The organism is Dokdonella fugitiva (assembly GCF_004342425.1).
Taxonomy (GTDB): Bacteria; Pseudomonadota; Gammaproteobacteria; order Xanthomonadales; family Rhodanobacteraceae; genus Dokdonella_A; species Dokdonella_A fugitiva.
Map to the genome: position 1 here is coordinate 249,599 of NZ_SLWQ01000007.1, position 26,492 is coordinate 276,090.

The following is a 26,492-nucleotide window of genomic DNA, read 5'->3' on the forward strand; positions in this document are numbered from 1 at the left end:
GATCAGGCCAGCAGCGTGCGCACGCGCGCGAGCGCGGCGACGAAGCGCTCGATTTCCTCGTGCGTGTTGTAGAACGCGAGCGACGCGCGCAGCGTCGCCGGCACGCCGAAGAACTGCATCAGCGGATGGGCGCAGTGATGGCCCGAACGCAGCGCGATGCCTTCGTGGTCGAGCAAGGTCGCGAGGTCGTGCGCGTGCGCGCCATCGACGAGGAACGATACCACCGGCACCTTGTGCGCGGCTTCGCCGAACAGGCGCACGCCGGGCACCGCACGCAGCGTGTCGGTGAGGTGGTCGAGCAGCGCCCGCTCGTGCGCCACGAGCGCGGCATGGTCGAGCCCGCCGAGGTAGTCGATCGCCGCGCCGAGCCCGACGAAGCCCGAGATGTTCGGCGTGCCCGCCTCGAAGCGATGCGGTGGGTCGGCGAACGTGGTGCCCTCGAAGCGCACCTCGCGGATCATCTCGCCGCCACCGAAGAACGGCGGCATGTCGTGCAGGATCTCGCGCCTGGCCCACAGCGCGCCGGTACCGGTCGGCCCGAACAGCTTGTGGCCGGTCATCGCGTAGAAGTCGCAACCGAGCGTGCGCAGGTCGACCGCGAGGTGCGGCGCCGCCTGCGAGCCGTCGACGAGCAGCGGGATGCCGCGCCTGCGCGTCGCGCGCGCGAGTTCGGCCACCGGATTGATCGTGCCGAGCACGTTCGACACGTGCGCGACCGCGGCGAGCTTTACCGCGGGCGTGAGCGCCTCGACGAAGCGCTCGACGACGAGTTCGCCGCGCTCGCTGATCGGCGCGACCCTGAGGCGCGCGCCGGTGCGCTCGCAGACGAGCTGCCACGGCACGATGTTCGCGTGGTGCTCCATCGTCGTGACGAGGATCTCGTCGCCGGGCCGCAGGCGGGGAAGCGCCCAGCTGTAGGCGACGAGGTTGATCGCCTGGGTCGTGCCGCTGGTCAGCACGATCTCGTCGCGCGACGGCGCGCCGAGGAAACGCGCGAGCTTGTCGCGCGCACCCTCGTAGGCCGCGGTCGCTTCCTCGCCGAGCTGGTGCACGGCGCGCGCGACATTGGCGTTGAACTCGCGGTAGTAGCGGTCCACCGCATCGATCACGACGCGTGGCTTCTGCGCGGTGTTCGCGCTGTCGAAGTAGACGAGCGGCTTGCCGTGCACGGTTCGCGCGAGCAGCGGGAAGTCCTCGCGCACGCGCGCGACATCGAGCACGTGGCCTTGCAGGTTGTTCATGACAGCACCTCCGCCTGCGGCAGGCGCGTGGCGAGCAGCGCGTCGACGTGCGCGCGCAGGGCCGGCTCGAGGCCGTCGAGCACCGCGCCGCAGAACGCGGCGACGAGCACGCGCCGGGCGAGATCGAGTGGCAGGCCGCGCGAGCGCAGGTAGAACAGCGCACGCTCGTCGAGCTGGCCGACGGTCGCGCCGTGCGCCGCCTTGACCTCGTCGGCATGGATCTCGAGCACGGGCTGGGTGTCGATCTCCGCCTGCGCGGAGAGCAACAGGTTCTTGTTGGCGAGCTGCGCGTCGGCGCCGTCCGCGCCGGCGGCGACGGTGATCGCGCCGTGGAACACGCCGCGCGAGCGCTGGTCGGCGACGCCGCGCCAGGCGATGTCGCAGGCGGTGTCGCGCGCGAGGTGGGTGACCGCGAGGCGGGTGTCGACGTGCTGCCGGCCGTGCAAGGCGAATACGCCGCGCGAACGGAAGCGCGCGCCGCGCCCGGCGAGGCCGACGACGAGATCGTGGCGCGCGAGCTGCGCGCCCACTTCGATCGTGTGCAGGTCGAGCGCCGCCTCCGCCTCGAGCATGGCGTCGCTGCGACGGACGAGCGTGCCACCGTCCGCGGCGTCCTGCAGTTGCACGAGCTCGAGGCGCGCGCCGGCCCCGAGCCGGTACGCCGTGACGATGCTGGCGAGATTCGCGTTCGACGCGCTGCCGACGTGGTGTTCGACCAGACGCAGCTGCGCGCCCGCGCCGAGCTCGACCTGCACGCGCAGGCTCCACGCGACGTCGCCGTCCGCCGGTGCGCCGACGTGGACGATCTGCACCGGCGCCTCGATGCGCGCGCCCGCGGCGACGCGCACGCGCACGCCGTCGAGCGCGAGCGCGGCGTTGAGTTCGCCGAAGGCGTCAGCCGGCGGCGGCGAACGCAGCAGCGCGGCCAGTTCGTCCGGACGCGAACCGAGGCGCTCGATCGCAAGCCCGGTGACGGCGCCGGCCGCGGACAGGCCCTCGCGATGGAGGCCGTTCACGAACACGAGGCGCGCCGCGAACGGTCCGGGCAGGAACGCGACGTCGACCGGGCGCGTGCGCGCGCCGCAATCACCGTCGACGTAGCGGCGCTGCTCCAGCGCGCGCAGGCTCGTGTACTTCCACGCCTCGTCACGCGGCCCGGGCAGGCCGCGGTCGCGCAGGGCCGCGATCGCGGCGTCGCGCACGCCGGCCAGCGCTGCCGGCGCGGCGCGCTCGCCGAGCAGCGAATCGAGCAGCGCGCTCATCCGGCGGCTCCCGCACCCTCGGGCGCGGGCGCGTGGCGCCCGGCGATCCACGCATAGCCGTGCTCCTCGAGCTTGAGCGCGAGCGACTTGTCGCCGCTCTCGACGATGCGTCCATCGGCGAGCACGTGCACGACGTCGGGCACGATGTACTCGAGCAGGCGCTGGTAGTGCGTGACGACGAGGAATGCGCGCCCGGGATCGCGCATCGCGTTGACGCCGTCGGCGACCATGCGCAGCGCGTCGATGTCGAGGCCCGAGTCGGTCTCGTCGAGGATCGCCAGGCGCGGCTCGAGCAGCGCGAGCTGGAAGATTTCGTTGCGCTTCTTCTCGCCGCCGGAGAAGCCCTCGTTGACCGCGCGGTGCAGCAGTTCGTCCTTGAGATGCAGTACCGCGAGCTTCTCGCGTACCTTCTTGAGGAACTGCATCGAGTCGAGCTCGGGCTCGCCGCGATGCCTGCGCTGCGCGTTGAGCGCGGCGCGCAGGAAATAGGTGTTGTTGACCCCGGGGATCTCGACCGGGTACTGGAACGCGAGGAACACGCCTTCGGCCGCGCGCTCCTCGGGCTCGAGCGCGAGCAGGTCGCGTCCCCGGTATTCGATCGTGCCCGCGGTCACCTCGTAGCCCTCGCGCCCGGCGAGCACGTTGCCGAGCGTCGACTTGCCGGCGCCGTTCGGTCCCATGATCGCGTGCACTTCGCCCGCGGCGACCTCGAGCGAGAGGCCCTTGAGGATTTCCTTGCCCGCGACGCGGACATGGAGGTCGTCGATCTTCAGCATCGGATGTCCTGGTTTCAGGCGCCTGCCCGGCGCAACAGCACGTAGGTGAACGCCTGCTCGCCGCCTGCGGGCGTACGGTGGAGGTCGCGCTCGGCTGCGACGAGCGAGAACGCCGGTGTGAAATCGGCGGCGAGCGCGGCGGCGTCGTACCGACGCACCGGCAATCCGCTGCAACGCTCCGGGCCGTCGGGCGCGAACGTCGCGATGATCGCGTGCCCGCCCGGACGCACCGTGCATGCGAGCGTCGTGGCGTAGCGCCTGCGCGCGTCCGCATCGACGAGAAAGTGGAATACCGCGCGGTCGTGCCACGCCGCGAAATGCGCCGCGGGCAGTTCGACCGTGGTCGCATCGCCGGCGATCCAGTGCACCTGCGCGGCGCTCGCACCGAGCCGCGCGCGCGCCTGTGCGAGGGCTTCGCCGGCGACGTCGAGCACGCTCACCTCGCGCAGGCCGCGCGCGAGCAGGTCGTCGACGAAGGTCGAGCGGCCGCCGCCGACGTCGATGACCGGCGCGCCGGCATCGAGTCCGAGCGCGTCGAGCAGGCGCAGCGACGTGTCCAGATGCGCGCAGTGCCAGCTCGTCTGCGTGTCCGCCCGCGTGCGGTAGACGGCGTCCCAGTGGTGGCGGAGGGCGGTGTTCATCCGGGGTTCTTCGCCTCGCACGGATCCGCCGTCCGCTCCAGGTTGCACTCCAGGTGCAGCTCGGCACGGCGATCGCCGAGTCGCACGGAATGCAGGCGCGTGACGACGCCGGTGCGCGTGCCGAGCTCGAGCCAGAACTCGGGATAGCCGCCGGGCGTGTCGTCGCCTTCCGTCTCCGCCCTGGAACGCACCGAACCGAACGAGGGAATGTAGAAACGCCCTTCCATGTCGGTGTAGGCACACTGCGTGGCTTCCGAGCCGCTGTGACGCAGGCAGACATTGGTCGGCGGGTACGCGCTCACGCCGCGGAGGCGGCCGCGGATGTCCGGGAGGTAGCGCTCGTCGCCGGCGCCCGCGGCGTGCGCGGCGACGGTCGCGAGCGCGAAGAAGAACACGGCCAGGCGCTTCACCCGACCGCTCCTTCGAGGGAAACCTCGAGCAGCTTCTTCGCTTCGACGGCGAATTCCATCGGCAACTCCTTGAACACCTGCTTGCAGAACCCGTCGACGATCATCGACACCGCGTCCTCCTCGCCGATGCCGCGGCTGCGGCAATAGAACAGCTGGTCCTCGGAAATCTTCGACGTCGTCGCTTCGTGTTCGACGATCGCGCCAGGGTTCTTGACCTCGATGTACGGGAACGTGTGCGCGCCGCACTTCTTGCCGATCAGCAGCGAATCGCACTGCGTGTGGTTGCGCGCGCCGTCGGCGCCCTTCTCGACCTTGACCAGGCCGCGATAGGTGTTCTGCCCGCGCCCGGCGCTGATCCCTTTCGAGACGATCTTCGACTTCGTGTTGCGGCCGATGTGGATCATCTTGGTGCCGGTGTCGGCCTGCTGTCGGTGGTGCGTGAGCGCGACCGAATTGAACTCGCCGACCGAGTCGTCGCCGCGCAGCACGCAGCTCGGGTACTTCCAGGTGATCGCCGAACCGGTCTCGACCTGGGTCCAGGAGATCTTAGAACGCGCGCCGCGGCAGTCGCCGCGCTTGGTCACGAAGTTGTAGATGCCGCCGACGCCGTTCTCGTCGCCGGGATACCAGTTCTGCACGGTCGAATACTTGATCGAGGCGTCGTCGAGCGCGACGAGCTCGACCACCGCCGCGTGCAGCTGGTTCTCGTCGCGCATCGGTGCCGTGCAGCCTTCGAGGTAGGACACGCTCGCGCCTTCCTCGGCGATGAGCAGGGTGCGCTCGAACTGGCCGGTGTCGCGCGCGTTGATGCGGAAGTACGTCGACAGTTCCATCGGGCAGCGCACGCCCCTGGGCACGAACACGAACGAGCCGTCGGAGAACACCGCCGAGTTGAGCGCGGCGAAGTAGTTGTCGCCGGTCGGCACGACGCTGCCGAGGTACTTGCGCACGAGTTCGGGATGCTCGCGCACCGCTTCGGAGATCGAGCAGAAGATCACGCCGGCGGCGGCGAGCTCCTTGCGGAAGGTCGTGCCGACCGAGACCGAATCGAACACCGCGTCGACCGCCACGCCGGCGAGGCGCGCGCGTTCGTGCAGCGGCACGCCGAGCTTGTCGTAGGTCTCGAGCAGCTTGGGATCCACCTCGTCGAGCGACTTGGGGCGGTTCTTCGGCTGCGAGAAATAGCTGATGGCCTGGAAATCGATCGGGTCGATCTCGAGCTTGGCCCAGTGCGGCGGCGTCATCGTGAGCCAGTGGCGGAAAGCGGCGAGGCGCCACTCGGTCATCCATTCCGGTTCGTTCTTGCGCGCGGAAATCGCCCGCACGACGCCTTCGTCGAGCCCCGGCGGCAGGCTCTCGCTCTCGATGTCGGTGACGAAGCCGGCCTCGTAGCGGCGATTGAGCGCCGCCTCGACCGCCGCGTTGCCGTTCGGCTCGCGCGTGCGTTCGATCTCGATTGCGGTCGGAGTCTGGGTGGCCATCGGGCTGCCTGTTGCTGGGTTCGTGAGGCTGATTCCGTTCGCCGCCGCACTCATGCCGTCGCGACGCGCAGCGGGATCGTCCCCGCGCGCCGCGGTGGCGGCTTGAGCATGTCGGCGAGCGTGACGCTTTCGAGTGCGCTGGCGATCGCGTGGTTGATGCGCTGCCAGTTCACGCGCACGCCGCAATGCGACTCGTGCCCGCAGACGCCGGCATGGGCGCTGCACTCGGTCATGCCGATCGGCCCTTCCATCGCGGTGACGATGTCGGCGATCGTGATGCGCTCGGGCGCGCGCGCAAGGCGATAGCCGCCGTTGATGCCGCGCGCGGACGTGACCAGCCCGGCCTGCGCGAGCTGCTTGAGCAGCTTGCTCACGGTCGGCAGTTCGAGCCGCGCACGTTCGGCGAGCACCTGCGCGCTCAGCACGCCGTCGCCGGCGCCGGCGAGGCAGGTCATGACGACCGTCGCGTAATCGGTGAGCTTGCTGACGCGGAGCATGGCGGCGTGGCGGAGTTAATCAGTACCGAAATAGTACTGTTTAAGGCCGGCAGGGTCAAACCGTCCTGTCAACGCGGCCCGCCCGGCCGCGTTCAACGTGGCAACCCCACGACGAAGGATCGCCATGCGCAGCTGCCTAGCCTTGCTCGCCATGGTCGTCGCCGCGCCCGCCGCGACCGCGGGGGGATGCGATTTCACGGCGGTCTCCACGCGCGTGCAGCAGCTCGTGCAGGGCGCCGGCGTCGCCGACGCGGGCATCGCGATCGGCACCCCGCGCGGCCTCGTGTTCAAGCAGTACCTGCACGCGGGCGGCGGCCCGTCCGCCTACGACGACAGCGTGCGCGTGCCCGTGGCGTCCGCATCGAAGCTGCTCGCGGGCGTGCGCATCATGCAGCTGGTCGATCGCGGCGCGATCGCGCTCGATGCGCCGGTGTCCGGCTACCTGCCGGCGTTCACTGGCCTCGGGGGAACGATGACGATGCGCCAGATGTTCTCGCACACGGCCGGCTACGGTGACGATTCCGACAGCCTCGTGCTCGCGCTGCCGGTCACGCTCGCCGAGGACGTCGCGTGGATCGCCGCCCACGTCGAGATGCCGTTCCCGCCGCCCGGCGCCTGGTTCGCCTATGGCGGCATCTCGATGCAGGTGGGCGGCGAAGTCGCCGAGGTGCGTGGCGGCGAGGACTGGCAGGCCGGCTGGCAGGCGCACGTCGGCGCGCCGCTCGGCGCAACGGGCATCGACTGGCAGGGACTCGGCCCGACCGCGAACTACCGCATCGCCGGCGGCGCCGAGGCGAGCCTGCCCGACTACGCGCGCGTGCTCGCGATGCTGCTCGGCGATGGCGTCGGCAACGGCTGGCGCATCCTCTCGCCGCAGGCGATCGCAACGCTCGCCAGCGACCAGACCGCCGGCGCGGCGCTCGCCTACTCGCCGCCCGGCGCGGACGGACGGCATGCCTACGGCATCGGCGCCTGGATAGAGACCTTCCCGCCGCCGCCCGCGCGGCCGGCGATCTCGAGCATCGGCAAGTTCGGTTACGCGCCCTGGGTCGACTTCGACGGCGGCTTCTACGGGGTCATCATGGTCGAGCAGCAGGCGACGACCTGGCCGGCTATGGGCGAGCAGTCGCATGATGCGATCGTCGACATCGATGCGCTCGTGCGCGCGCAGCCGCTGGCCGCGTGCGTCCCGGTCGAGATCGGCGACGAGGTGTTCCGCGACGGCAGCGAGCTGCCGTGACGCGCGTCGCGCGGCGCGCTTGCTAGACTGCAGCGCCTTCGCCGCACAGGACCCACCGTGACCCGCGATCCCCGAGCCGACGCCCGCCGACGCTTCGCCGAAGCTGCGCTCGCCGCCGACGCCTCGATCGAACCCGCGTCGGCCGACGCGAGCACGCGCAGCTACTGGCGCGTGCATTCGCCCGGCGCGCCGGCGCGCATCCTCATGGATGCACCGCACGACGCCGCCGAACTCGAGGCCTGGCTCGACGTCGGTGCGCGCCTGCGCGCGGCCGGCCTGCACGCCCCCGAAGTGCTCGCGGTCGACCGCGCCGAGGGTTTCGTGCTCATGGAGGATCTCGGCACGCGCACCTACCTGCCCGAACTCGACGCGCACAGCGCCGACCGCCTCTACGGCGACGCGTTCGATGCACTGTTGCGCATGCAGGTGCACGTCGACACGAGCGGCTTGCCGGCGTTCGACCGCGGCCGTCTCGTCACGGAAATGGAGCTGCTGCCGGAGTGGTTCCTGCAGCGGCACCTCGGCTACGCGCCCGAATGCGAGGAATGGGACGTGATCGAAGCGGCATTCACGTTCCTCGCGCACGCGGCACTGGAACAACCGCGCACGTTCATGCACCGCGACTATCACAGCCGCAACCTGCTCGTGTGCGGGGAGGCGGCCGATACGCACGCGGTTGGCGGACTTCACTTGCTGACGAGTCCGGGCATCGTCGATTTCCAGGGCGCCGTCGCCGGGCCGATCACCTACGACCTCGCCTCGCTGCTGCGCGACTGCTACATCGAGTGGCCGCAGGAGCGCATCGCCGGATGGGTCGCCGCCTACCGCGAGCGCCTGCGCCACGCGCACCTGATCGGCATCGAGGTCGACGGCGCGCGCTTCCGCCGCTGGTTCGACCTCGTCGGCCTGCAGCGCCATGTCAAGGTGCTCGGCCTGTTCTGCCGGCTCTGGTACCGCGACGGCAAGGCGCAGTACCTCGGCGACCTGCCGCTGGTCTGGCGCTACGTGGCCCAGGTCGCGCACGGCTATCCCGAACTCGCGGCGTTCGTAGCCCTGCTCGAGCGCGCGCTCGGCGAACGCGACATCACCCGTCCGCGCGAGCCCGACGCATGACGATCCGCCGCGCGATGATCTTCGCCGCGGGGCGCGGCGAACGCATGCGACCTCTCACCGATGCGACGCCCAAGCCGTTGCTGCGCGCGGGCGGGCGCACGCTGATCGAACGCCACCTCGAGAAACTCGCGGCCGCGGGCGTGCGCGAGGTCGTCGTCAACACGTCCCATCTCGCCGAGCAGTTCCCCGCCACGCTCGGCGACGGCGCGCGCTGGGGCCTGCGCATCCTCTACAGCTACGAAGGACCGAGCCCGCTCGAAACCGGCGGCGGCATCAGGCATGCGCTCGCCCTGCTCGGCGACGAACCCTTCATCGGCGTCAGTGCGGATATCGTCAGCGACTACGACTACGCGCGCCTGCCGCGCGAACCCGACGGGCTCGCCCATCTGGTCATGGTGCCCAACCCCGATTTCCATCCGCGCGGCGACTTCTGCCTCGACCGCGGGCGGCTCAACGACGAAGGCGTCGGCGAGCGACTCACGTTCGGCAACATCGGCGTCTATCGCCCCGCGCTCGTCGCCGGCGAGACCGCGGCGCGCTTCAAGCTGCTGCCGATGTACAAGCGCGCGATGCGCGAGGGCCGGCTCGCCGGCGAGCGCTACGACGGCTGTTGGCTCAACATCGGCACGCCGGAACAGTTGCGCGCGCTCGACCCCGTCACGAACGACGCCTGAGCGTCGCCGCGACCGTCTGTGCACGCGCGCCGCCTCACTGGCCCGCCGGTGCCTGCCACAGCTCGATCTTGTTTCCTTCCGGATCGACGATCCAGGCGAACTTTCCGTACTCGGACTCCTGCACCTCGCCCTCGGCCAGCACGCCTTCGTCGCGCAGCACCGCGAGCAGCGCGTGCAGGTCGTCGACGCGGTAGTTGATCATGAACGGCGCCGTGCTCGGCGCGAAATACGTCGTGTCGGCGGCGAACGGACTCCACACCGTCGTGCCCGCGCCCTGCGGGTTGTCCGGTCCGTTCCAGCGGAACGAGGCGCCACCCCAGTCCTGCACGTCGACGCCCAGGTAGGTCTTGTACCAGGCGCCGAGCGCCTTCGGGTCCTTCGCCTTGAAGAAGATTCCACCGATGCCCGTGACACGCTTCATGGCAGCTACCTCGCGAGAAAGGAATGTGACGGCGCGCGGCGGCGACACTCGATGCTACCGCACCCGCCGGCACGCACGGGCATGCCCGCGGGTCGCGCGGCCGAATGAGCGCCCGCCCTCAGCGTTCCTCGGCCTTCGCGCGCGCCCAGTAGGCGTCCTGCGCGTCGAGGCCGAGCGCGGCGAGGCGCGTCCCATCCTGCGCGGCCAGTGACTCCATGCGCCGGAAGCGACGCTCGAACTTCGCGTTGGCATGACGCAGCGCCTGCGACACGTCGACCTGCGCATGGCGCGCGAGATTGACGCAGACGAACAGCACGTCGCCGATCTCGTCGGCGAGGCGCGCGGGGTCCGCGCCGGCGGCGAATTCGGCGCGCACCTCCTCGATCTCCTCGTGCAACTTGTCGAACACCGGCCCGACGTCGGGCCAGTCGAATCCGACGCGCGCGGCCTTCTGCTGCAGCTTGAGCGCGCGTTGCCATTCGGGCATGCCGCGCGGGACGCCGGCGAGCGCGCTGTCGTCCGCGTCGCCGGCGGCGGCGCGCTCCTTCGCCTTGAGCGCTTCCCAGCTCGCGGTCTGCGCCTGGGCAGAGTCGACGCGCGCATCGCCGAACACGTGCGGATGCCGGCGCAGCATCTTGTCGCAGATCGCGTCGACGACGTCCGCGAACGCGAAGTGGCCCGCCTCCTCGGCCATGCGCGCATGGAACACGACCTGCAGCAACAGGTCGCCGAGTTCGTCGCGCAGATGCGCATAGTCCTTGCGGTCGATCGCGTCGGCAACCTCGTAGGCTTCCTCGATCGTGTACGGCGCGATCGTCTCGAAGGTCTGCTCGAGGTCCCACGGGCAGCCGCCGTCGCGGCTGCGCAGGCGCGCCATGATGGCGAGGAGGTCGTTGGTGGTGGGCATTGGCGGCGGCTGGGGGCTGGGGCAAAACCTCAGGGCGGATCGAGGCGCGAAGGCCGGATCCGCCTTCGGCTGGATCCCTACGGTGGCGTCAGGGCCGGGCGAGCAGCGCGGACCAGTCCGCGTCGCGATCGCCGACCGCGAAGAAATCCGGATTGAGCAGCGACTCGCGCGTGTTGTAGCGGAACGGCTCGCCGGCGAAATCGAGCACCGCGCCGCCGGCCTGCTCGAGCACGCACTGGCCGGCCGCGGTGTCCCATTCGGAGGTCGGGCCGAGGCGCAGGTAGAGATCCGCCTCGGCCGCAGCGATGCGCATGAACTTCAGCGACGAGCCGAGCGGCAGCTTCGCGCAGGGCCCGAGCCGCGCGAGCAGTTGCGCCTCGTGTTCGGAAGCATGCGAGCGGCTGCCCGCGACGACGAGAGGCGAGGCGCGCCGGCGCGTGCCGAGGCGGCGCGCCTTCCCGCCGCGCACCGACAGCCAGGCGCCGCCGCCTTCCCAGGCGCAGGCGAGATCGCCGCCGACGGGCACCTGCACCACGCCGAGCACCGGGCGATGGTCGTCGATGAGCGCGATGTTGACGGTGAACTCGCCGTTGCGCTTGATGAACTCGCGCGTGCCGTCGAGCGGATCGACGAGCCAGTAGCGCGTCCAGCGTGATCGCTCGGACCATGGCAGCGCGGACGATTCCTCCGACAGCACCGGCAGGTCGGGCGTGAGCGCGCGCAGCGCGTCGACGATCACGCGGTGCGCGGCGAGGTCGGCCGCGGTCAGCGGCGAGCGGTCGTCCTTGTGCTCGACCGCGAAGTCGGAGTCATAGACGTCGAGGATCGCCGTGGCGGCGCGTTCGGCGATCGCGCCGGCGGCACGCGCGAGATGATCGAGGTCGCGGCTCATGGCTGCGGCCGGTAACGGCCGGCGAGGTATTCGCGCGCCATGAACAGCGCCGCGATCGAGCGACCGTCGGTGACTTCCGGGCTGCCGAGCAGGCGATGCAGTTCGGACAGTTTCCACGGCACGACTTCGAGCGGCTCGGGCTCGTCGCCGGGCAACCGCTCCTCGTGCAGGTCGCGCGCCAGGACGACGTGCGTCATCGCCGTCATGTAGCCGGGCGAGACCGACAGCGTGCCGAGGATGTGCAGCTCGCGCGCACCGTAGCCGATCTCCTCCTTGAGCTCGCGATTGGCGCCCTGCTCCGCCGTCTCGTCGCGATCGAGCCGCCCCTTGGCGAGGCCGAGCTCGTAGTGGTCGACGCCGACCGCGTACTCGCGCACGAGCAGCACGGTGTCGTCGTCGAGCATCGGCACGATAATGACAGCCCCGAGCCCCGAACTCTGCAGGCGCTCGAACGTGCGCCGCTCGCCATTGGAGAACTCGAGGTCGACCTGCTCCGCACGCAGGAACCGGCTGCGGTCGACGACACGCGTGGCGAGAATCTTCGGGGGCGTTCGCATCCGCCGATTGTATCGCGCCGCCGCTTCGGCCGCCTTCTGTCGGCCCAAATAGGCCGAAGCCTGAAACACGAAGGACACGCAGGCCACGAAGGAAATCAGGGAAAAGCCTGAAACAGGGAGCAGACGGAGAACGCAGGGCAAGAAGCCCTTTCCTGGTTGGAAGCGCTCCCTCCGCGTGTGCCATGTTTCAATCTTCCGACGGCTTGCTCTTCTTCGTGTCCGAAGCTTCCGACCTGCGGCTTCCCTGCGGCTAGGCGTTGAAGGCGGCGAGCGCCCGGGCGTGCAGCGCGGGCGTGGCCGCCAGTGCGCTACGGGTGTGGAGGCCGATCGGGTGGCCGTCGAGGTCGGTGAAGATGCCCCCCGCTTCGCGCACGATCACGACGAGCGGGGCGATGTCGAGGATGTTGAGGTCGGACTCGATCACGAGGTCGATCGCACCGCGGGCGAGCAGGTGGTAGTGCAGGAAATCGCCGTAACCGCGGATGCGGCCGACGCGGCGGACGAGGTCGGCGTACGCGGCCCAGCGCGCGGGCGACGCCGCGAGCGACTTGAGGTTGCCGGTCGAGATCGCCGCCTTCGCGTCGAATGCCTGCGTATCGGCGACGCGGAGGCGCCGCTCGCCGCGCGCGTCGCGCAGGAACGCACCGCCGCCACGCGCGGCCCAGGCGCGTTCACCGTATTCGGGAGCGGCCGACACGCCGAGCACGAGCTCGCCGGCATGCATGAGCGCGATCTGCGTCGAGAACATCGGGTAGCCGCGCACGAACGCCTTGGTGCCGTCAATCGGATCGATGAGCCAGACCAGCTCGCCGTCGCCTTCGAGCCCCTCTTCCTCGCCGTGGAATGCGTGCGTCGGGAACGCGTCGCGCAGCACGCGCTTGATCGCCGCCTCGGCCTCGCGGTCGGCTTCGGTCACCGGCGTCGCGTCGCTCTTGGTCTCGACGGAAAAATCGCGTGCGCGCCAGCGCGGCGCGATCACGGCCGCGGCCGCATCCGCGGCGCGGTGCGCGGCGGCGAGCGCGCGCGCGATGAAGGCCTCGTCGAGCGGCGCGCTCACGGCAGCCGCAGCATGCCGCCGTGCACGACGACATGCGAGCTGCCGTCGGGTTGCGGCTCGCCGATGTGGCGCAGCGTCTCCAGTGCCTGTGCGTCGCCGTTGCGCGCACGCAGCGTCGCTTCACCGTCGAGCATCGGCGGGCGCAGCACGAAGCGGCCCTCGACGGCGATGTTGCCGCGGCCGTCGTCGTGCACGGTGCCGCTCACGCTGCCGTCCGGCTGCGAGGCGAAATCGACCAGCACGTCGGTGAAATGCGCCTCGACCTCGCCGACCGCGCCGACCTCGCTCCAGCGCGCGCTGCCGGACGCGCCGGACAGGCTCGCGTTCCACCAGGTCGCCCCGTCGAGCACGCCGCTGACCGTGCCGAGCAGGCGCAGCTTGCCGTCGAACAGCGGTTCGAAGCGCGACGCCGGCACGCTGAAGCGCAGGCCTTCGGCCTCGATCGCGCCATTGCTGCGTCGCGTGAGCACGCCGCCGATGTCGATGTCGCCGCCCTTGATGCGGATGTCCGTGACGAGATCGCCGCGCAGCAGCGGCTGCTTGCGCGCGGTCCAGTCGAGTTCACCCAGGTCATTGCCGAACAGGCTCACGCCGTCGGCGTGGCCGTCCCAGACCGTGCCGCTGACGCCGGCCAGGCTGAGCGGCCCGAAATAGCGGGCACCGTAGCGGTAGCCGACGTCCGCCGGCAGGCGCCACAGGCAGATGGCGCCGATGACGAGGGCGACGACGACGAGGATGACGAGGGTTTTCAGCAGGCGCATGGCAGGTCGGGATCGCGGAGGTCGTGGACGGGCCGGCGGCGTCGCGGCTCGCAGCGTGCCGGCGCGCTTCTTAGCATGGCGTGAAGAAGATGTTCAAACGATGCCGGGGGCCGCGCACGCCTCACGGTGCGTCCTGCAGGGTGACGCGCGCGTTGACGAAACCGACGCCATCGGCGCGGTCGACCGACAGCTCGACCGCTTCCACGCCGTAGCTGGTCGCAAGCGCTTCGATCCAGGCGACGAGCACGTCGAAGCGCGCCGATTCGAACGCGAGCTTGACCGTTCTCGCGCCGGCCGGTTCGACCCGCCGCAGCGCATCGCCGAGGCCACCGCTGCGCGCCGTCGCATCGGCGAGCGCGAGCAGCGACTTGCCCGCGCGCTGGGCGCCGGCTTGCACGCCGGTCGCGCGCCGGCGCGCGATCTCCTGCGCGCCGGCCTGGACGAACGCGAGCTCCTCGCGCTGCCGATCCAGCTCGCGTTCGAGCTCGGCGCGCCGCTGCGCGAGCGGATGCCACAGCAGCGCCCAGCCGAGCAACAACGCGGCGACGATGCCGCCGACGACGAGCACGCGTCGCTCCTGCGCGGCGAGCCCATGCCACCATGCGCCGATCATGGCGCACCTCCGCGGCCCGCGGCGCCTTCGATGCGCACGCGACCATCGACACCGTCCTGCGCGGCATTGGCGGCGGTCAGCTCGGCCGCGAGGCCCAGTGTCGCGACCTGCTCGCGCACCGAGTCGAGCGAGCCGGTGTCGGCCGCGTGCAGCGCGATCTCGAGCACGCCGTTGCGATATTCGAGCCCGCGCAGCTGGGTGCGCGTGCTGCCGTTGCCGAGCACGGGGCCGAGCTGGTCGAGCAGGCGCAGCAGCCCGTTCGCCTGCACGCTGCCGTGCTCGTGTTCGAGCCGGCCACGCATGAGCTGCCCGGGACTCAGGCGTGCGAGCTGGTTCGCATCGAGGTCCGGGAACGCTTCGTGCAGCGCATCGCGGGACTGCGCCTCGAGGCGCGCGGATTCGCGCGACAGGCGCCAGACGTCGGCGCCGAGCCCGGCCAGTGCGAGCACCACCACCGCCGCGGCGAGTGCCGCCGCGATGCGCCACCAGCGCTGGCCGCGCGCGCCACGGTGGTTCGGCGCGAACTCGCCGTCGAGCAGGTTCAACGGCAGTTGCGCCAGCCCGCCGGCAAGGAACGCGAGCGGATCGTGCTGGCGCGCGTGATACGCCTGCACGTGCTGCGGCAACGCGAGCGGCGCGCCGGCGCGGAAATCGAACACTTCGAGCGCGTGCCTCGGCCCGGCGAGCGCGAGCCAGCCCGGCAGCTCGGCGAGGCTGCAGGCGAATGCGGACCACGGCGCGAGGCGCGTGACCGCGCGCGCTTCCTCGAGCATCACGCACGCCTGCGGGCCGGCCGCGCGCACCGCGAGCGATTCGGGGACGAGCGCATCGGCGCGCACGCCGGCCGCGTCGAGCCGTTCGAGCCAGCCGCGCAACACCGCCCTGGCGACGACCGCGACGCCGAGCTTGCCCTCGACCGGGCGGGCGGCGGCGAAATGCAGTTCCTCGACCGGCGCCAGCAACTGTTCCTCGACCGCGAACGGCAGCGCCTGCATGAGCTGCGCGCGGTTGCGCGCGCTGAGCGTCACCTCGGTGAGCAGCACCTCCTCGGCCGGCACGAGCACGACGATCTCGTCGGCGCGCGCGAGCACGTCGGCCGGCGGCGCGCCGGCCACCGACGCGGTCGCGCGCGCGCCTGACTGGCGCAACCAGGTCAGGCCGCCGTCGGGGGCGAGGCGCAGCAGCAGGCGGTCGGACATGGAGGGAGGCGTGGCGGCAAACGCGGCGATTGTAGTCGAAGCGCGACCGCCGCCGCGCGCTCAGCGCGGCGGCGTTCCCGCGTCGCCACCGATGTCCGCTTCGGCGCGCACCGGAGCGGCGGCGACGAGCGCGTCGTCGGCGCCGCGGCTGCGCGCGAGCACGCGCACCCCGCGGCCCTGGCCGCGCTCGATCACGCTGAAGAACGTGTACGGCACGCCGTCGAGCACGATGTCGCCGCGGGCGAGGAAATAGCGGCTGTGCACGTCGATCGGCGGCGCCGGGCTGCGCAGGCTCACGCCGAGCGGCGCGAGTTGGCCGGTGAACTGCGAGACGGTCTGGTTCAGTGCCCTGCCGTCCTGCCATAACGACTGCGCGACCGCGGGTGTCGCGTCCTGCAGCAGCGCCTGCAGCACGGGCGCGCTTGCGGTGTTCACGTTGATCGCGGTGCCGGGCGGCAGCGCGCACACGTGCGGCGCGAGCTTGGCGTACGCGCCCGCATCGACGCCACGCACGAGGCGCAGTTCCGACACGTGCGCGAACACGCCGCCATGGGCGCGGTACGGCACCGATTGCGCGAGGTAGCGCGCGGACTCGGCGACCTCTGCCTGCTCGGGATCGAGCCAGCCCTGGACTGCCGCGGCGATCCCCGGATCGAGCGCGAGCGCGGCGAGCAGGCCGCCGAACGTCGGCGCCCACAGCGCGGGGTTTCCGCCGAGCGCGGGCGGCGCGAGGTTGTTGAGGTTGAAGCAGCCGTCGATGTCACGCATCGTTGCGCGGATCACGCCGCCGGGCACGTCCTGCGGCGGCAATGGCATCGCCCACGGGCTCACATTCGAGTCCACCTCGTTGCTCGCCGCGATGAGCACCTGCGCCGCGTAGGTTTCGAGGCCGAGCGAATACGCCTCCGCCTGCTGCTCGCGCAGGCTGTTGCGCGTGCGCGCGAACGCGAGCTCGCCGCGGTCGAGCAACGCGGCGACCAGGATCACCGCGATCGCGACGACGAGCAGCGCGACGAGCAGCGCGACGCCGCGTTGGCGCGAGCGGGCGATCACGCGCCCCCCCTGCTCGCCGCTTGCTCGCGCCCGCCGCGGCCAGGCGGGGGCGCATCGCCATCGCCGGGCGCCGCGACGGCCCTGGCCGGCCATGGCGAGGGCAATTCTACGATACGGCGGATCTCGCCGAGCCCTTCGGGTGCGAAGCGGAACTCGACCGCGCGCGGCAGCTGGCCCTGCGCTTGCGCATCCGCCTGGCAGGCAAGTGGTTCGCGTGGCGGCCAGGCATCCCGCCACGCGCCGTCGCAGCCGTAGTAGCGAAAGCGCAGCTCGCCCGCGCGCGCGAGCAGGTCGCGCTGCAGCGGCAGCGAATTCGGCGCGCGGTCGAGCACGAGGTAGCGGCCGCGGCGCACGGTACCGCGTTCGTCCGTGTAGACGACACGCTCGACGTTGCTGCGCGATTCGGCGAGCGGGTTCGCGTAACCGAGGCGCGACAGCTCGATCGCGCCCGCGCTGCCGACCAGCGCCGGCTGCATGGCGCCTTCGTTGCCGATCACCGGGCGCGCGACGGCCTGGCGCAGGTCGCGCTCGAGCGAAGCCACCGTGCGCGCGATCGCCGCGAAGCGGTCCTGCTGTACCGCGAGCACACCACGCGTGCGCGCGATCGCGCCGAGTCCGCCGTACGCGGCCGCCGCGAGCGCGGCGAACACGGCGAGCGCGACGAGGAGTTCGATCAGGCTGAAGCCCGGTGTGCGGGAGTGGGGAATGGGGAATGGGGAATGGTCGAAGCAGCGCTGCGCCCGGACACGGGCGTCGCGGGGTACGGGCCGGTCCGTCGCCGCGACGGTCATCGGAGCGGGTTGAACCATTCCCCTTTCCCCCGCCTTCATGGCCCCAACGCCGTGCCGGCGAAGCCGCTCAGGCTCGCCGACGGTTCGGACGCGGCACCCGCGAAGACCTGCACGTCGATGCGGCGGATCTCGGCATCGGCGGTCGCCTGCACGTCGCGCACCCAGCGCCAGTCGCGCCCGGCGAACGTCACATGGCCGTCGCTGCGGCCGGTCGCCGGGAATGCGCTCGCGAGGCGCGTCTCGGTGAGCACGTTGGCGGCGACCCAGCCCGCCAGCGTGCGCTCGCGCTGGCCATCGAACGACTGCACCTGCACGCTCGCCGCGCGTGTGAGCGCGAGCAATGCGATCGCGACGACCGCGAGCGCGACGAGCACTTCGACGAGGGTGAAGCCGCGCGCGCGCCTCATCGCGGCGCCTCGATCGACCGGATGCGCACGTCGCCGTCCTCGTCGCCGTCGATGCGCCGCGATGCGGCGTCGCCGAGCGACAGCGTCAACGTGAACGGCGTGAGTTCGCCGGACGAGAAGCAGACGAGTTGCGGCACTGCGCGTTCACCGCCCGCGCCTTCGACGATGCGACCGTCGCGACGCAACTCGAAGGCGAGGCCGGCTGGCCAGGCACGCGCGCGCAATTCGTCGTCGCGCGCGAACGGGCGCCATTGCGATCCGTCCAGGCGCAGGAACGCATAACCATCTCCACCGAGCACCACGCCGATCTCGCGCCCGCCGAGCTGCGCCTCCTCGCAGGCATGGCCGAGCAATGCCTGGAACCGCTCCGACTCCCCGGCGAGCTTGCGCTCGCTGCCGCCACCGACCGCGAGCACGAGCGCCGTCGCGAGCACCGCGACGATGACGACGACGACGAGGACTTCGATGAGGGTGAAGCCCAAGGCTCGGGAATGGGGCATGGGGAATGGCAAGTGGTCGGGGCCACAGCCCACATGGTGGCGGGCGTCGAAGGGCACGGGACGATCGGCCACCGCGCTCGGCTTGGACCATTCCCTATTCCCCATTCCCCATTCCCTGCCTTCCTATTCCCAATTCCCCACATCCGCCGCCTCCCCGTCGCCACCCGGCTTGCCGTCGGCGCCGAGGCTGTAGACGTCGATGCTGCCGTGCTGGCCGGGCTGCGCGTACTGGTAGGGGTGGCCCCAAGGGTCCTTCGGCGCATGCTCGAGATACGGACCTTTCCAGTTCGGCGCATCGGGCTGGCCCGAGGGTTTCGTTACGAGCGCGTCGAGGCCCTGCTCCGTACTCGGATAGGCGTAGTTGTCGAGCTTGTACATGCTGAGCGCGGTGACGATGCCCTGGATGTCCTGGCGCGCACGCGTGACGCGCGCTTCGCCCGGGCGCTCCATCACGCGCGGCACGACGATCGCGGCGAGGATGCCGAGGATCACGACCACGACGAGGATCTCGATGAGGGTGAAGCCGCGCGCTGCACGGGGGCTGGCGGCTGGGGGCTGGGGGCTGTGTGGCATGGCGAGCTTGTGGGCGAAGGGGTCCGCCCGGATCATAGCAGTCATGACGCTCTACGCCTCCGAACTCGCCGCGCGCGACCTCGCCGTGGTCTGGCATCCGTGCACGCAGATGCACGACCACGAAACCCTGCCGATGCTGCCGATCGCGCGTGCCGAAGGCGCGTGGCTGTACGGCCACGACGGCCGCCGCTGGCTCGACGCGGTGAGCTCGTGGTGGACCTGCCTGCTCGGCCATCGCCATCCGCGCATCGTCGCCGCGCTCAAGGACCAGCTCGACCGCATCGACCACGTGATGCTCGCGGGCTTCACGCACGAGCCGGCGGTGCAGCTGGCCGAGGAACTCGTGCGCATCGCGCCGCGGGGTAACGGCTCGCCCGCGAGCGTGTCGTCGCTGCACCGGCACTCGCAAACCCACGGCGTCATTCCCGCGGAAGCGGGAATCCATTTTCCAGGGGATCCGCATAGCACCATGGATGCCCGCTTTCGCGGGCATGACGTCGGGGCGGGACATCCGCCCGTCGCCATCGATGGCGATCGCTCCCTGCAGCGCGTCTTCTACGCCGACAACGGCTCCAGCGCGATCGAAGTCGCACTCAAGCTCTCGTTCCACTACTGGCGCAACCGCGGCCGCGGCGAGCGCACGCGCTTCATCGCGCTCACCGGCGGCTATCACGGCGAGACGCTCGGCGCATTGTCGGTCACCGACGTCGCGCTGTACCGGCACACCTACGCGCCGCTGTTGCTCGAACCGATCTTCGCGCCGTCACCGGATGCGTACGAGGCCGAACCCGGCGAAAGCGCCGCCGCGTGCGCCAGGCGCCGCCTCGATGAACTGCGCGCGATCCTCGAGCGCCACGCGCACGAATGCTGCGCGATCATCGTCGAACCGCTCGTGCAGTGCGCGGGCGGCATGCGCATGCACGATGCGTCGTACCTCACCGGCCTGCGCGCGCTCTGCGACGAGTTCGACATCCACCTGATCGCCGACGAGATCGCGGTCGGCTTCGGCCGCACCGGCACGCTGTTCGCGTGCGAACAGGGCGGCATCGTGCCGGATTTCCTCTGCCTCTCGAAGGGCCTCACGGGTGGCACGCTGCCGCTGTCCGCGGTGCTGACGACGGCGCATGTCTACGACGCGTTCTACGCCGAATACTCCGCCGGCAAGGCGTTCCTGCATTCGCACAGCTACACCGGCAACCCGATTGCCTGCCGCGCCGCGCTCGCGACACTCGCGGTACTGCGCGACGAACCCGTGCTCGAACGCAACCGCGCACTCGCCGCGCACCTCGACGCGCGCCTCGCACCGCTCGCCGACCACCCACACGTCGCCGACGTGCGCCGCAGCGGCATGATCGCCGCGATCGAGCTGGTCAAGGACAAGCGCACGCGCGAACCCTTCCCCGCCGCCGAACGCCGCGGCCTGCGCGTATACCGCCACGGTCTCGCCCACGAAATGCTGCTGCGCCCGCTCGGCAACGTCGTCTACTTCATGCCGCCGTACTGCATCACGCCGGAGGAGATCGACCGGATGGTCGCGGTTGCGGCGGAGGGCATCGACGTCGCGCTGCGCTGAGCGAGCCGGACCCGATCCACGACACTCACCCGAAGGCCGAATACACGACTGCAACCGCACCGCTTGCCAGAAGCGAAATCACTCGGTCACTTGCAAGGGGAGTCTATACACACATAGTTAGACCGTTGCGCGACGCAAGAGCTCGAAGTCTTAGTCCAGATCAGCGTGATGCACGAGATGCACGCCAGAGGGATTCGTGATTTCAACCAGCACGCCGCGCTTGAGATGAGAAGCCCATTGCTCAATGTCGTAGCCTTCGACGCTGGTTCGCGAATCTACAACGACTACAACGCGCCACAGGCGACCTGACTCCGAAGGCACAAGGACGACTGCGGGGCGGACGCGTGTAAGGGGAATCAGGGTAAGGACGTTACGATGATATTCCTGACATCGAGTGATCACATGACCAGCGAAAATAACGCGTTCAATGATGAGTTGAAATGTCTCATGCCTAATCCATACAACCATGCGACCGACGCGAATTGCTACAATGTCTGCGAGGATAGAGCCAACGATATCAAGAAAAGGCTGCTTCCCTGTGTTGCGAGGGGCGACTACAATCATACGCCTGACTGTATGGACCAGAGGCCAACAAAATGACGGCCGTATTGGTAGGGCTCTCGAAGCTGGTGGCCATCGGCCTGATGGCGGCTGATGGTCGTCGGCTCAGTGTTTCTGTATACATGTCGTGTTTTGAGAATAGACCGGCTATGGAATTTGGAATTGAAAATTTGACGGATCGGCGTGTGGGTATTCCGGATTCCTTCGCGCCTTGGAACTACAAAGGCAACGGGATGAGCTTGCGGCTTGTCTTCAAGGGATCGCGCGATAGTCTTCTTGCAGGGGATGCGGTTAAGGAGAGCAACCGCAAGAGGCCAGCTCAAGCCAAAATTTGGCTGGGTGCGAGGTCGAAGGTCACGCATTATGTGAAACTCTCTGAAATGTTTGGCGATATCGACGAGGCACTTGCCGGTCGTGCCGCTGACCTAATTTGGGAGTACAGCTATCCACCAGGATTTGGCGTACCAAGTGATGTCATCGATCTTGGAGGCTGGTCAGTGGATAGTGCTCGCGTCAAGAAGTTGTGTAAGGAGAACTAGGAGTTCCGTTTAGCTTTCTACCCCTCGCACCAATGGGGACGGAGTGGATCACCCCGAGTTTCTCGGACAGTCCGGGAACAAAGGGGACGGAGGAACTATCCGTTTGAATCCTTCAAATCAAAGGGGACGGAAGAAACAAAGGGGACGGAGGAATTATCCGTTTGAATCCTCCGCGATCGCCTCGGATTAGAACTACGCGACGCTTCCTCCGCCGATCGATCCGATCTCCTTCGTCCGCGGCGCAGAGCACTAGGCGGTAGTCGCCCGACTCGCCATGTTCCCAGTCCTCACCCTCGCCTTCGCGCAAGGACGCAAGGAAGAGCCCGCCCGGATGCAACGCGCCGGCGATCTTGCGCAGCACCTCGTCGAAGCGTGCGCGCTCGACATGCTGCAGCACGCATAGCGCGACGACCGCGTCGTACGGGCCCGGCAGCGCGTCCTCGACTACGTCGAGCGCCGCCACCGCGTGACCGCGCTCGGCGTGGAACGCGCGGAACGCGCCGGCTGCATCGGTGCGATCGACCGCGACGCCGAGCGTCTCGAGGAAGTCCGCATCCCAGCCGGGACCGGAGCCGATCTCGAGCGCGCGCGCTCCGCGCGACAGGCCATCGGCAAGGCGACGCAGCGCGGCCTCGCCGACACCGGCAGGAACGCGCTCCACCGCGGCGGCGTAATCTCGCGCGCAGTTCTCGTAGCCTGCGATCGTGCGGCGGTTCGCATCGCCGGCGTCGGCTGTCGATGTCGCCATGTCGCTCCTCCGATGATGGGGTCGGGTGCAGAGAGGCTCGTTCGTCGAGCGGAATCCAGAGGGAAACCCTCCTTCGCCCGTACGCGGACGGAACGTCTCGCAATGGGGTTCGAGGATCGTGCATCCGCGACGCGCAGGCCGCTCGCTGGCAGTGCGTCGTCCCGATCGCGGCATTGGTGTCGTGAATCGCCGACACGTGGCCGCGATGCTCGAATACAGCGTAGCGTCGTGCGGCGATCTCGAACGCGACGAGCTCGTTCGCATGGAGCCTTCACGCAGGCGTGTGACCACGGGTTGGGCCCTCAGGATTTGACCACGGGCTCGGCGTCCGGTGCGCGATCCGACGACGGCTCGGCGGACGAGGCGTGGATCGCGGGGACCGCGCAGCACGCCGCGGCGCCGCCCGGGCCGCGGCCGAGTGCCCAGAGTACGAGCAGCAGCACGATCAGCACGCCGGCGATGGTCCAGGTCCAGCGCGCGTGGCTGCGCTCGGCGCGAAGGTCGTGCGGCGCGGGCGCGGTCACGGGCCGACCTCCGGATCGATGCCACCGATGAGTTCTTCCTGCAGCGCCTTGAGTTCGCTCCAGCGGTTGTCGGCCGCGAGCGCGGCCTGGCGTGCCCAGGTCGACGGATTGGCGAAACGGAAGTACGGACCGCCCTGTTCGAGGATCGCGTTCATGCGCTCGGGATCGAGTGCGGCGAGCGCGGCGAAGCCGTTCACGCCGTGCGAGCGCAGCAGTTCGTCGAGCTTGGGGCCGATGCCTTCGATGATCGTGAGGTCGTCGGCGTGCCGCAGGTTGAATCCGGCCGCGCGCGCGGCGCCGACGTCGATGAGGCGCGCATGCGATACCGGCGCATGCGATGCGGGCGGCTCGTCGATCGGGGGCGGCGGTGCCGGCGACGGCGTTGGTTCCGGCAACGGCGCGGCGACGGCAGGCGGCACCGGGGCCGAGGTGCGTCGCACATGTCGCTGCAGCAACCAGTTCCCGAGCCAGCCGAGCAGCAGGCCGAACAGGAACCACCAGAGGCAGCACGCCAAGACAGCCATCATGTCGCTCCTCGGCCGCTTCGGGGAGAACGCGTTCCATCACTGCAACGCTCCATCGCCGCAATGTACTCCGCCACGAGGCCTTCGAGCGCGGACTATCGGCGGCCCGCCTCGCGCGGTACTGTGGACATTCAGCGTGGGTATGGTGAGCATCCACGCTTTCGCCCGTTTCACGTTCCGGAAATTCCATGCGCATTCCCCGTATCTACGTTCCGCAACCGCTGCATCCCGGTCGCGAGGTGGATTTGCCGGTGCAGGCGGGCGAACACATCGCGCGCGTGCTGCGCCTCGATCGCGGCCATCCGTTGCGCCTGTTCAACGGCGACGGCTGCGAGTTCTCGGGCGAGATCGCTTCACTCGCCAAGCGCGCGGTCAGCGCGCGCGTGCTCGAGCCCGTGGCGAGCGCGGACCGCGAGAGCCCGCTGCGCATCACGCTCGGCCAGGGCGTCGCGCGCGGCGAGAAGATGGACTGGATCCTGCAGAAGGCGACCGAACTCGGCGTCGCACGCATCGTGCCACTCGTGACCGACCGCACCGAGGTGAAGCTCGACGCCGAACGCGCCGAGCGGCGCGTCGCTCACTGGGAAGCCGTGCTCGCCTCCGCCTGCGAACAGTGCGGCCGCAACCGCCTGCCCGAACTCGCAGAACCGATGAAGCTCGGCGACTGGGCCGCCTCTCTCGGCGAAGAAGCCGGGCTGCGCCTCGCGCTCGACCCGCGCGGCGACGCCGACGCACGCACGCTCGACCCGGGCACGCGTGCAACGCTGGTCGTCGGCCCGGAAGGCGGGCTGTCCGAACACGATCTCGCGACGCTCGCGCAGGCGGGTTTCCGCGGCCTGCGCCTCGGCCCGCGCATCCTGCGCACGGAGACCGCCGGGCTCGCGGCACTCGCCGCGCTGCAGGCGATCCACGGCGACCTCTGACGCCACGACGCTGCCGGGTCGAGCCGAAGACGCTGGCCCCCGGCTTTCGCCGAAACAACGAGCGTGAGTTGCTCCTGCTCGCTCGCTCCTGCTCCGCTCTACCAGGTCCCTCGGCGCCGGCGGGAGTCGCGAGAAAAGACCCGAAGGGTGCGCGCGATGGATCGCGCGCAGTGCACCGTCAGCGCGGGGATGCGCTCCGGCGGATCGCTCTGCCATCCCGCCGATGACGAAGCGCGATGTCGGAAATTCGCGCAGCCGATCCGCACCCGATACGCTGCGCCGGTCGTTTCGTGGACGAGCCACTCAATCCAGCGGACTGACGACGCCGCGTCCACCGCGATTCAACACGTGCGTGTAGATCTGCGTCGTCGACACGTCCTTGTGGCCGAGCAATTCCTGGATCGTGCGCAGGTCGTAGCCGCCTTCGAGCAGGTGCGTCGCAAAGCTGTGCCGCAGCGAATGGGCGCTGAGCGGTTTCGTGATCCCGGCGACCTGGCGTGCACGGGCGAGCGCGCGCGCGAGGACCGCGTCGTCGAGATGATGGCGCCTCTCCGTGCCATCGAGCGGATCGCGCGATCGTTGCGCCGCTGCGAAGACGAACTGCCAGCCGAACTCGCAGGCCGCCCGCGGGTACTTGCGCGCCAATGCATGCGGAAGTCGCGTTGAGCCGCGACCGTCGGCAAGGTCCAAGGCGTGCAATCGGCGAGAACGCTCGATCTCGCGCTGAAGCGATTCGATCAGCGAGCGCGGCAGCACCGTGCGACGGTCCTTGCCGCCCTTGCCGTCGCGCACGAGGATCTCATTGCGCGCGAAGTCGATGTCCTTCACGCGCAGGCGCAGGCATTCCATCAGCCGCATGCCCGTACCGTAGAGCAGGCTCGCGAGCAACCAGGTGCGCCCGTCCATCACCGCGAGCAACCGGCTTACTTCGTCCTTCGACAGCACCACGGGCAGACGACGCGGACGCTTCGCGCGCACGACGTTGTTGAGCATGGCAGGTCGATGCGCAGCACCTCCCGATACAGGAATAGGATGGCCGACAGCGCCTGGTTCTGAGTGCCCGCCGCGACGCCACCTTCCGTCGCCAGCGAAGTGAGGAACGCCTCCACCTCCGCGGCACCGAGTCCGCGCGGATGCTGCTTGCCATTGGCTAGGATGAATCGGCGGATCCACCCCAGATATGCCTGCTCCGTGCGCAAGCTGTAGTGTTTGAGCCGCATCCTGCGTCGAACGTCATCCAACAGGCGCGGCGCCCGCGATGGCATCGAGCCACCCGTTACGCCCCTGTTTCCGAATGCGTAATCCATTACGCCCTCAGCTCGTGGATGTTGCGCGGCAGTGTCGTTGCTGCAGCCAGCTGCCCGCGATCGGCCAGGTGATTGATTGCGCGTAGGAAAACGGCTTGACCGGCCGCCCGTCAACCATCACGATGCCGTGCAACGCTCCGCTTGCGGGGTCTAATTGTAGTTAGGCGTCACAACCATCAACAGGGAGGCTCACATGAAGGTACAAGAACAAGATCAGTATCACGGCATCGCGCTCACGCAAATCGTTGAGCACAAGTCGTTCAAGGCGCTCAATCGCTGCTCGGAGCATTACGGACACTACATGGTCAATACTGACCGCGAAGTTTTTATCAAATACCGCAAGACGGGCAACGGCTCTTGGCAATTCGTTTTTCAGCCTCAAGAGCTCAAGGCTATCAAGGCTGCCATGGCATCAAAGTCTGATGTCTTTGTGTGCCTTGTGTGCGCACGCTCTACGGTCTGCGCATTGACTGAGGATGAGATCAATACGCTTATCGATGTCGGTAGCGCAGCAAGCCAGAGCATCACCATTACTGTTCCGCCAAACTCTAGCTGTCGTGCTCGGGGATCGGCCGGCTCTCTAAAGGGCACCATTCCTCACAACTCGTTTCCAAACAAGCTGTTCGCGTGACGCCTAACAATTCATGTATGGACTCCCCTTGCAAGTGACCGAGTGAGTTCGCTTTGGCAAGCGGTGCGGTTGCAGTCGTGTATTCGGCCTTGCGGT

Annotated in this window: 29 protein-coding genes and 2 pseudogenes; 7 read left to right on the plus strand and 24 right to left on the minus strand. The window is 69.5% G+C overall.

Going from position 1 to position 26,492, the window contains the following annotated elements; all coding sequences use genetic code 11:
• Window positions 1-2: 2 nt before the first annotated feature.
• Genes EV148_RS13655 through EV148_RS13685 form a run of 7 tightly spaced genes read right to left on the minus strand, consistent with a single transcriptional unit; the run spans window position 3 to window position 6,308 of the window.
• Window positions 3-1,241, minus strand: coding sequence for an aminotransferase class V-fold PLP-dependent enzyme (locus tag EV148_RS13655; RefSeq protein ID WP_131999168.1), 1,239 nt, complete (start codon window positions 1,239-1,241; stop codon window positions 3-5).
• Window positions 1,238-2,503 (minus strand): Fe-S cluster assembly protein SufD, encoded by a 1,266-nt coding sequence (sufD, locus tag EV148_RS13660; RefSeq protein WP_131999170.1) that lies wholly within the window; start codon window positions 2,501-2,503, stop codon window positions 1,238-1,240. The genes EV148_RS13655 and sufD overlap by 4 nt, the downstream gene beginning before the upstream one ends.
• Window positions 2,500-3,279, minus strand: coding sequence for a Fe-S cluster assembly ATPase SufC (sufC, locus tag EV148_RS13665; protein ID WP_131999172.1), 780 nt, complete (start codon window positions 3,277-3,279; stop codon window positions 2,500-2,502). Before sufC ends, sufD begins: the two co-directional genes overlap by 4 nt.
• 14 nt (window positions 3,280-3,293) lie before the next feature.
• Window positions 3,294-3,920 (minus strand): class I SAM-dependent methyltransferase, encoded by a 627-nt coding sequence (locus EV148_RS13670; protein ID WP_131999174.1) that lies wholly within the window; start codon window positions 3,918-3,920, stop codon window positions 3,294-3,296.
• Entirely contained in the window at window positions 3,917-4,330 is a 414-nt protein-coding gene (locus tag EV148_RS13675) for a hypothetical protein (protein ID WP_131999176.1), read from the minus strand. Before EV148_RS13675 ends, EV148_RS13670 begins: the two co-directional genes overlap by 4 nt.
• The gene (gene sufB / locus EV148_RS13680) at window positions 4,327-5,811 is read right to left on the minus strand and encodes a Fe-S cluster assembly protein SufB (protein WP_220484975.1); all 1,485 of its coding nucleotides are present in this window, start codon (window positions 5,809-5,811) and stop codon (window positions 4,327-4,329) included. Before sufB ends, EV148_RS13675 begins: the two co-directional genes overlap by 4 nt.
• Window positions 5,812-5,861: 50 nt before the next feature.
• The gene (locus EV148_RS13685) at window positions 5,862-6,308 is read right to left on the minus strand and encodes an SUF system Fe-S cluster assembly regulator (RefSeq protein ID WP_131999178.1); all 447 of its coding nucleotides are present in this window, start codon (window positions 6,306-6,308) and stop codon (window positions 5,862-5,864) included.
• A 124-nt stretch (window positions 6,309-6,432) separates the two neighbouring features.
• Between EV148_RS13685 and EV148_RS13690 the strand changes: the two genes are divergently transcribed.
• Genes EV148_RS13690 through murU form a run of 3 tightly spaced genes read left to right on the plus strand, consistent with a single transcriptional unit; the run spans window position 6,433 to window position 9,335 of the window.
• The gene (locus EV148_RS13690) at window positions 6,433-7,548 is read left to right on the plus strand and encodes a serine hydrolase domain-containing protein (RefSeq protein WP_131999180.1); all 1,116 of its coding nucleotides are present in this window, start codon (window positions 6,433-6,435) and stop codon (window positions 7,546-7,548) included.
• 57 nt (window positions 7,549-7,605) lie between these two features.
• Entirely contained in the window at window positions 7,606-8,661 is a 1,056-nt protein-coding gene (locus EV148_RS13695) for an aminoglycoside phosphotransferase family protein (RefSeq protein WP_131999182.1), read from the plus strand.
• A 2-nt stretch (window positions 8,662-8,663) separates the two neighbouring features.
• Window positions 8,664-9,335, plus strand: coding sequence for an N-acetylmuramate alpha-1-phosphate uridylyltransferase MurU (gene murU, locus EV148_RS13700; RefSeq protein ID WP_131999255.1), 672 nt, complete (start codon window positions 8,664-8,666; stop codon window positions 9,333-9,335).
• A gap of 34 nt (window positions 9,336-9,369) precedes the next feature.
• Here the strand turns inward: murU and EV148_RS13705 are convergent, their stop codons facing one another.
• From EV148_RS13705 to gspG, 13 genes are all read right to left on the minus strand, one after another.
• The gene (locus EV148_RS13705) at window positions 9,370-9,756 is read right to left on the minus strand and encodes a VOC family protein (RefSeq protein WP_131999184.1); all 387 of its coding nucleotides are present in this window, start codon (window positions 9,754-9,756) and stop codon (window positions 9,370-9,372) included.
• Window positions 9,757-9,874: 118 nt separating this feature from the next.
• Window positions 9,875-10,663 (minus strand): nucleoside triphosphate pyrophosphohydrolase, encoded by a 789-nt coding sequence (gene mazG / locus EV148_RS13710; RefSeq protein WP_131999186.1) that lies wholly within the window; start codon window positions 10,661-10,663, stop codon window positions 9,875-9,877.
• A gap of 88 nt (window positions 10,664-10,751) precedes the next feature.
• Complete coding sequence (gene cysQ, locus EV148_RS13715; RefSeq protein ID WP_131999188.1) at window positions 10,752-11,555, minus strand: 3'(2'),5'-bisphosphate nucleotidase CysQ; 804 nt, start codon at window positions 11,553-11,555, stop codon at window positions 10,752-10,754.
• On the minus strand, window positions 11,552-12,112 hold the full coding sequence (gene nudE / locus EV148_RS13720; RefSeq protein WP_131999190.1) for an ADP compounds hydrolase NudE: 561 nt from the start codon (window positions 12,110-12,112) through the stop codon (window positions 11,552-11,554). The genes cysQ and nudE overlap by 4 nt, the downstream gene beginning before the upstream one ends.
• 250 nt (window positions 12,113-12,362) lie before the next feature.
• Window positions 12,363-13,169, minus strand: a complete 807-nt coding sequence (locus EV148_RS13725) for an inositol monophosphatase family protein (RefSeq protein ID WP_182518061.1) — start codon at window positions 13,167-13,169, stop codon at window positions 12,363-12,365.
• The gene (gene gspN / locus EV148_RS13730) at window positions 13,166-13,930 is read right to left on the minus strand and encodes a type II secretion system protein N (protein ID WP_131999192.1); all 765 of its coding nucleotides are present in this window, start codon (window positions 13,928-13,930) and stop codon (window positions 13,166-13,168) included. Before gspN ends, EV148_RS13725 begins: the two co-directional genes overlap by 4 nt.
• Window positions 13,931-14,051: 121 nt before the next feature.
• A complete protein-coding gene (gspM, locus tag EV148_RS13735; RefSeq protein WP_131999194.1) occupies window positions 14,052-14,543 on the minus strand; it encodes a type II secretion system protein GspM in 492 nt (163 codons plus the stop codon).
• Window positions 14,540-15,742, minus strand: coding sequence for a type II secretion system protein GspL (gene gspL, locus EV148_RS13740; protein ID WP_131999196.1), 1,203 nt, complete (start codon window positions 15,740-15,742; stop codon window positions 14,540-14,542). The genes gspM and gspL overlap by 4 nt, the downstream gene beginning before the upstream one ends.
• 60 nt (window positions 15,743-15,802) lie before the next feature.
• On the minus strand, window positions 15,803-16,795 hold the full coding sequence (gene gspK, locus EV148_RS13745; protein ID WP_158287470.1) for a type II secretion system minor pseudopilin GspK: 993 nt from the start codon (window positions 16,793-16,795) through the stop codon (window positions 15,803-15,805).
• Window positions 16,792-17,604 (minus strand): type II secretion system minor pseudopilin GspJ, encoded by an 813-nt coding sequence (gspJ, locus tag EV148_RS13750; RefSeq protein ID WP_158287471.1) that lies wholly within the window; start codon window positions 17,602-17,604, stop codon window positions 16,792-16,794. The genes gspK and gspJ overlap by 4 nt, the downstream gene beginning before the upstream one ends.
• 17 nt (window positions 17,605-17,621) lie before the next feature.
• Window positions 17,622-17,993, minus strand: coding sequence for a type II secretion system minor pseudopilin GspI (gspI, locus tag EV148_RS13755; RefSeq protein ID WP_131999202.1), 372 nt, complete (start codon window positions 17,991-17,993; stop codon window positions 17,622-17,624).
• Complete coding sequence (gspH, locus tag EV148_RS13760) at window positions 17,990-18,493, minus strand: type II secretion system minor pseudopilin GspH (RefSeq protein ID WP_158287472.1); 504 nt, start codon at window positions 18,491-18,493, stop codon at window positions 17,990-17,992. The genes gspI and gspH overlap by 4 nt, the downstream gene beginning before the upstream one ends.
• Before the next feature lie 123 nt (window positions 18,494-18,616).
• Window positions 18,617-19,066 (minus strand): type II secretion system major pseudopilin GspG, encoded by a 450-nt coding sequence (gspG, locus tag EV148_RS13765; protein ID WP_131999206.1) that lies wholly within the window; start codon window positions 19,064-19,066, stop codon window positions 18,617-18,619.
• 73 nt (window positions 19,067-19,139) lie between these two features.
• Here gspG and bioA point away from each other — a divergent pair.
• Together bioA and EV148_RS13775 are read left to right on the plus strand one after the other, a co-directional pair.
• A pseudogene (gene bioA / locus EV148_RS13770) lies at window positions 19,140-20,639 on the plus strand (adenosylmethionine--8-amino-7-oxononanoate transaminase); the annotation flags it as partial.
• 596 nt (window positions 20,640-21,235) lie between these two features.
• Window positions 21,236-21,739, plus strand: coding sequence for a hypothetical protein (locus tag EV148_RS13775; protein ID WP_131999208.1), 504 nt, complete (start codon window positions 21,236-21,238; stop codon window positions 21,737-21,739).
• 112 nt (window positions 21,740-21,851) lie between these two features.
• Here the strand turns inward: EV148_RS13775 and EV148_RS13780 are convergent, their stop codons facing one another.
• The 3 genes from EV148_RS13780 to EV148_RS13790 form a co-directional block, all read right to left on the minus strand.
• Window positions 21,852-22,661, minus strand: coding sequence for a class I SAM-dependent methyltransferase (locus tag EV148_RS13780; protein WP_158287473.1), 810 nt, complete (start codon window positions 22,659-22,661; stop codon window positions 21,852-21,854).
• Window positions 22,662-22,789: 128 nt separating this feature from the next.
• Window positions 22,790-23,011 (minus strand): hypothetical protein, encoded by a 222-nt coding sequence (locus tag EV148_RS13785; RefSeq protein WP_131999212.1) that lies wholly within the window; start codon window positions 23,009-23,011, stop codon window positions 22,790-22,792.
• Window positions 23,008-23,538 (minus strand): hypothetical protein, encoded by a 531-nt coding sequence (locus tag EV148_RS13790; RefSeq protein ID WP_131999214.1) that lies wholly within the window; start codon window positions 23,536-23,538, stop codon window positions 23,008-23,010. The genes EV148_RS13785 and EV148_RS13790 overlap by 4 nt, the downstream gene beginning before the upstream one ends.
• A gap of 185 nt (window positions 23,539-23,723) precedes the next feature.
• Here EV148_RS13790 and EV148_RS13795 point away from each other — a divergent pair, with 185 nt between their 5' ends.
• Window positions 23,724-24,458, plus strand: a complete 735-nt coding sequence (locus tag EV148_RS13795) for a 16S rRNA (uracil(1498)-N(3))-methyltransferase (protein WP_131999216.1) — start codon at window positions 23,724-23,726, stop codon at window positions 24,456-24,458.
• Window positions 24,459-24,761: 303 nt separating this feature from the next.
• On the opposite strand, the pseudogene EV148_RS13800 reads toward EV148_RS13795, so the two are convergent.
• A pseudogene (locus EV148_RS13800) lies at window positions 24,762-25,723 on the minus strand (integron integrase).
• Window positions 25,724-25,958: 235 nt separating this feature from the next.
• On the opposite strand from EV148_RS13800, the gene EV148_RS13810 reads away from it, so the two are divergent.
• A complete protein-coding gene (locus tag EV148_RS13810) occupies window positions 25,959-26,396 on the plus strand; it encodes a hypothetical protein (RefSeq protein WP_131999222.1) in 438 nt (145 codons plus the stop codon).
• Window positions 26,397-26,492 lie beyond the last annotated feature (96 nt).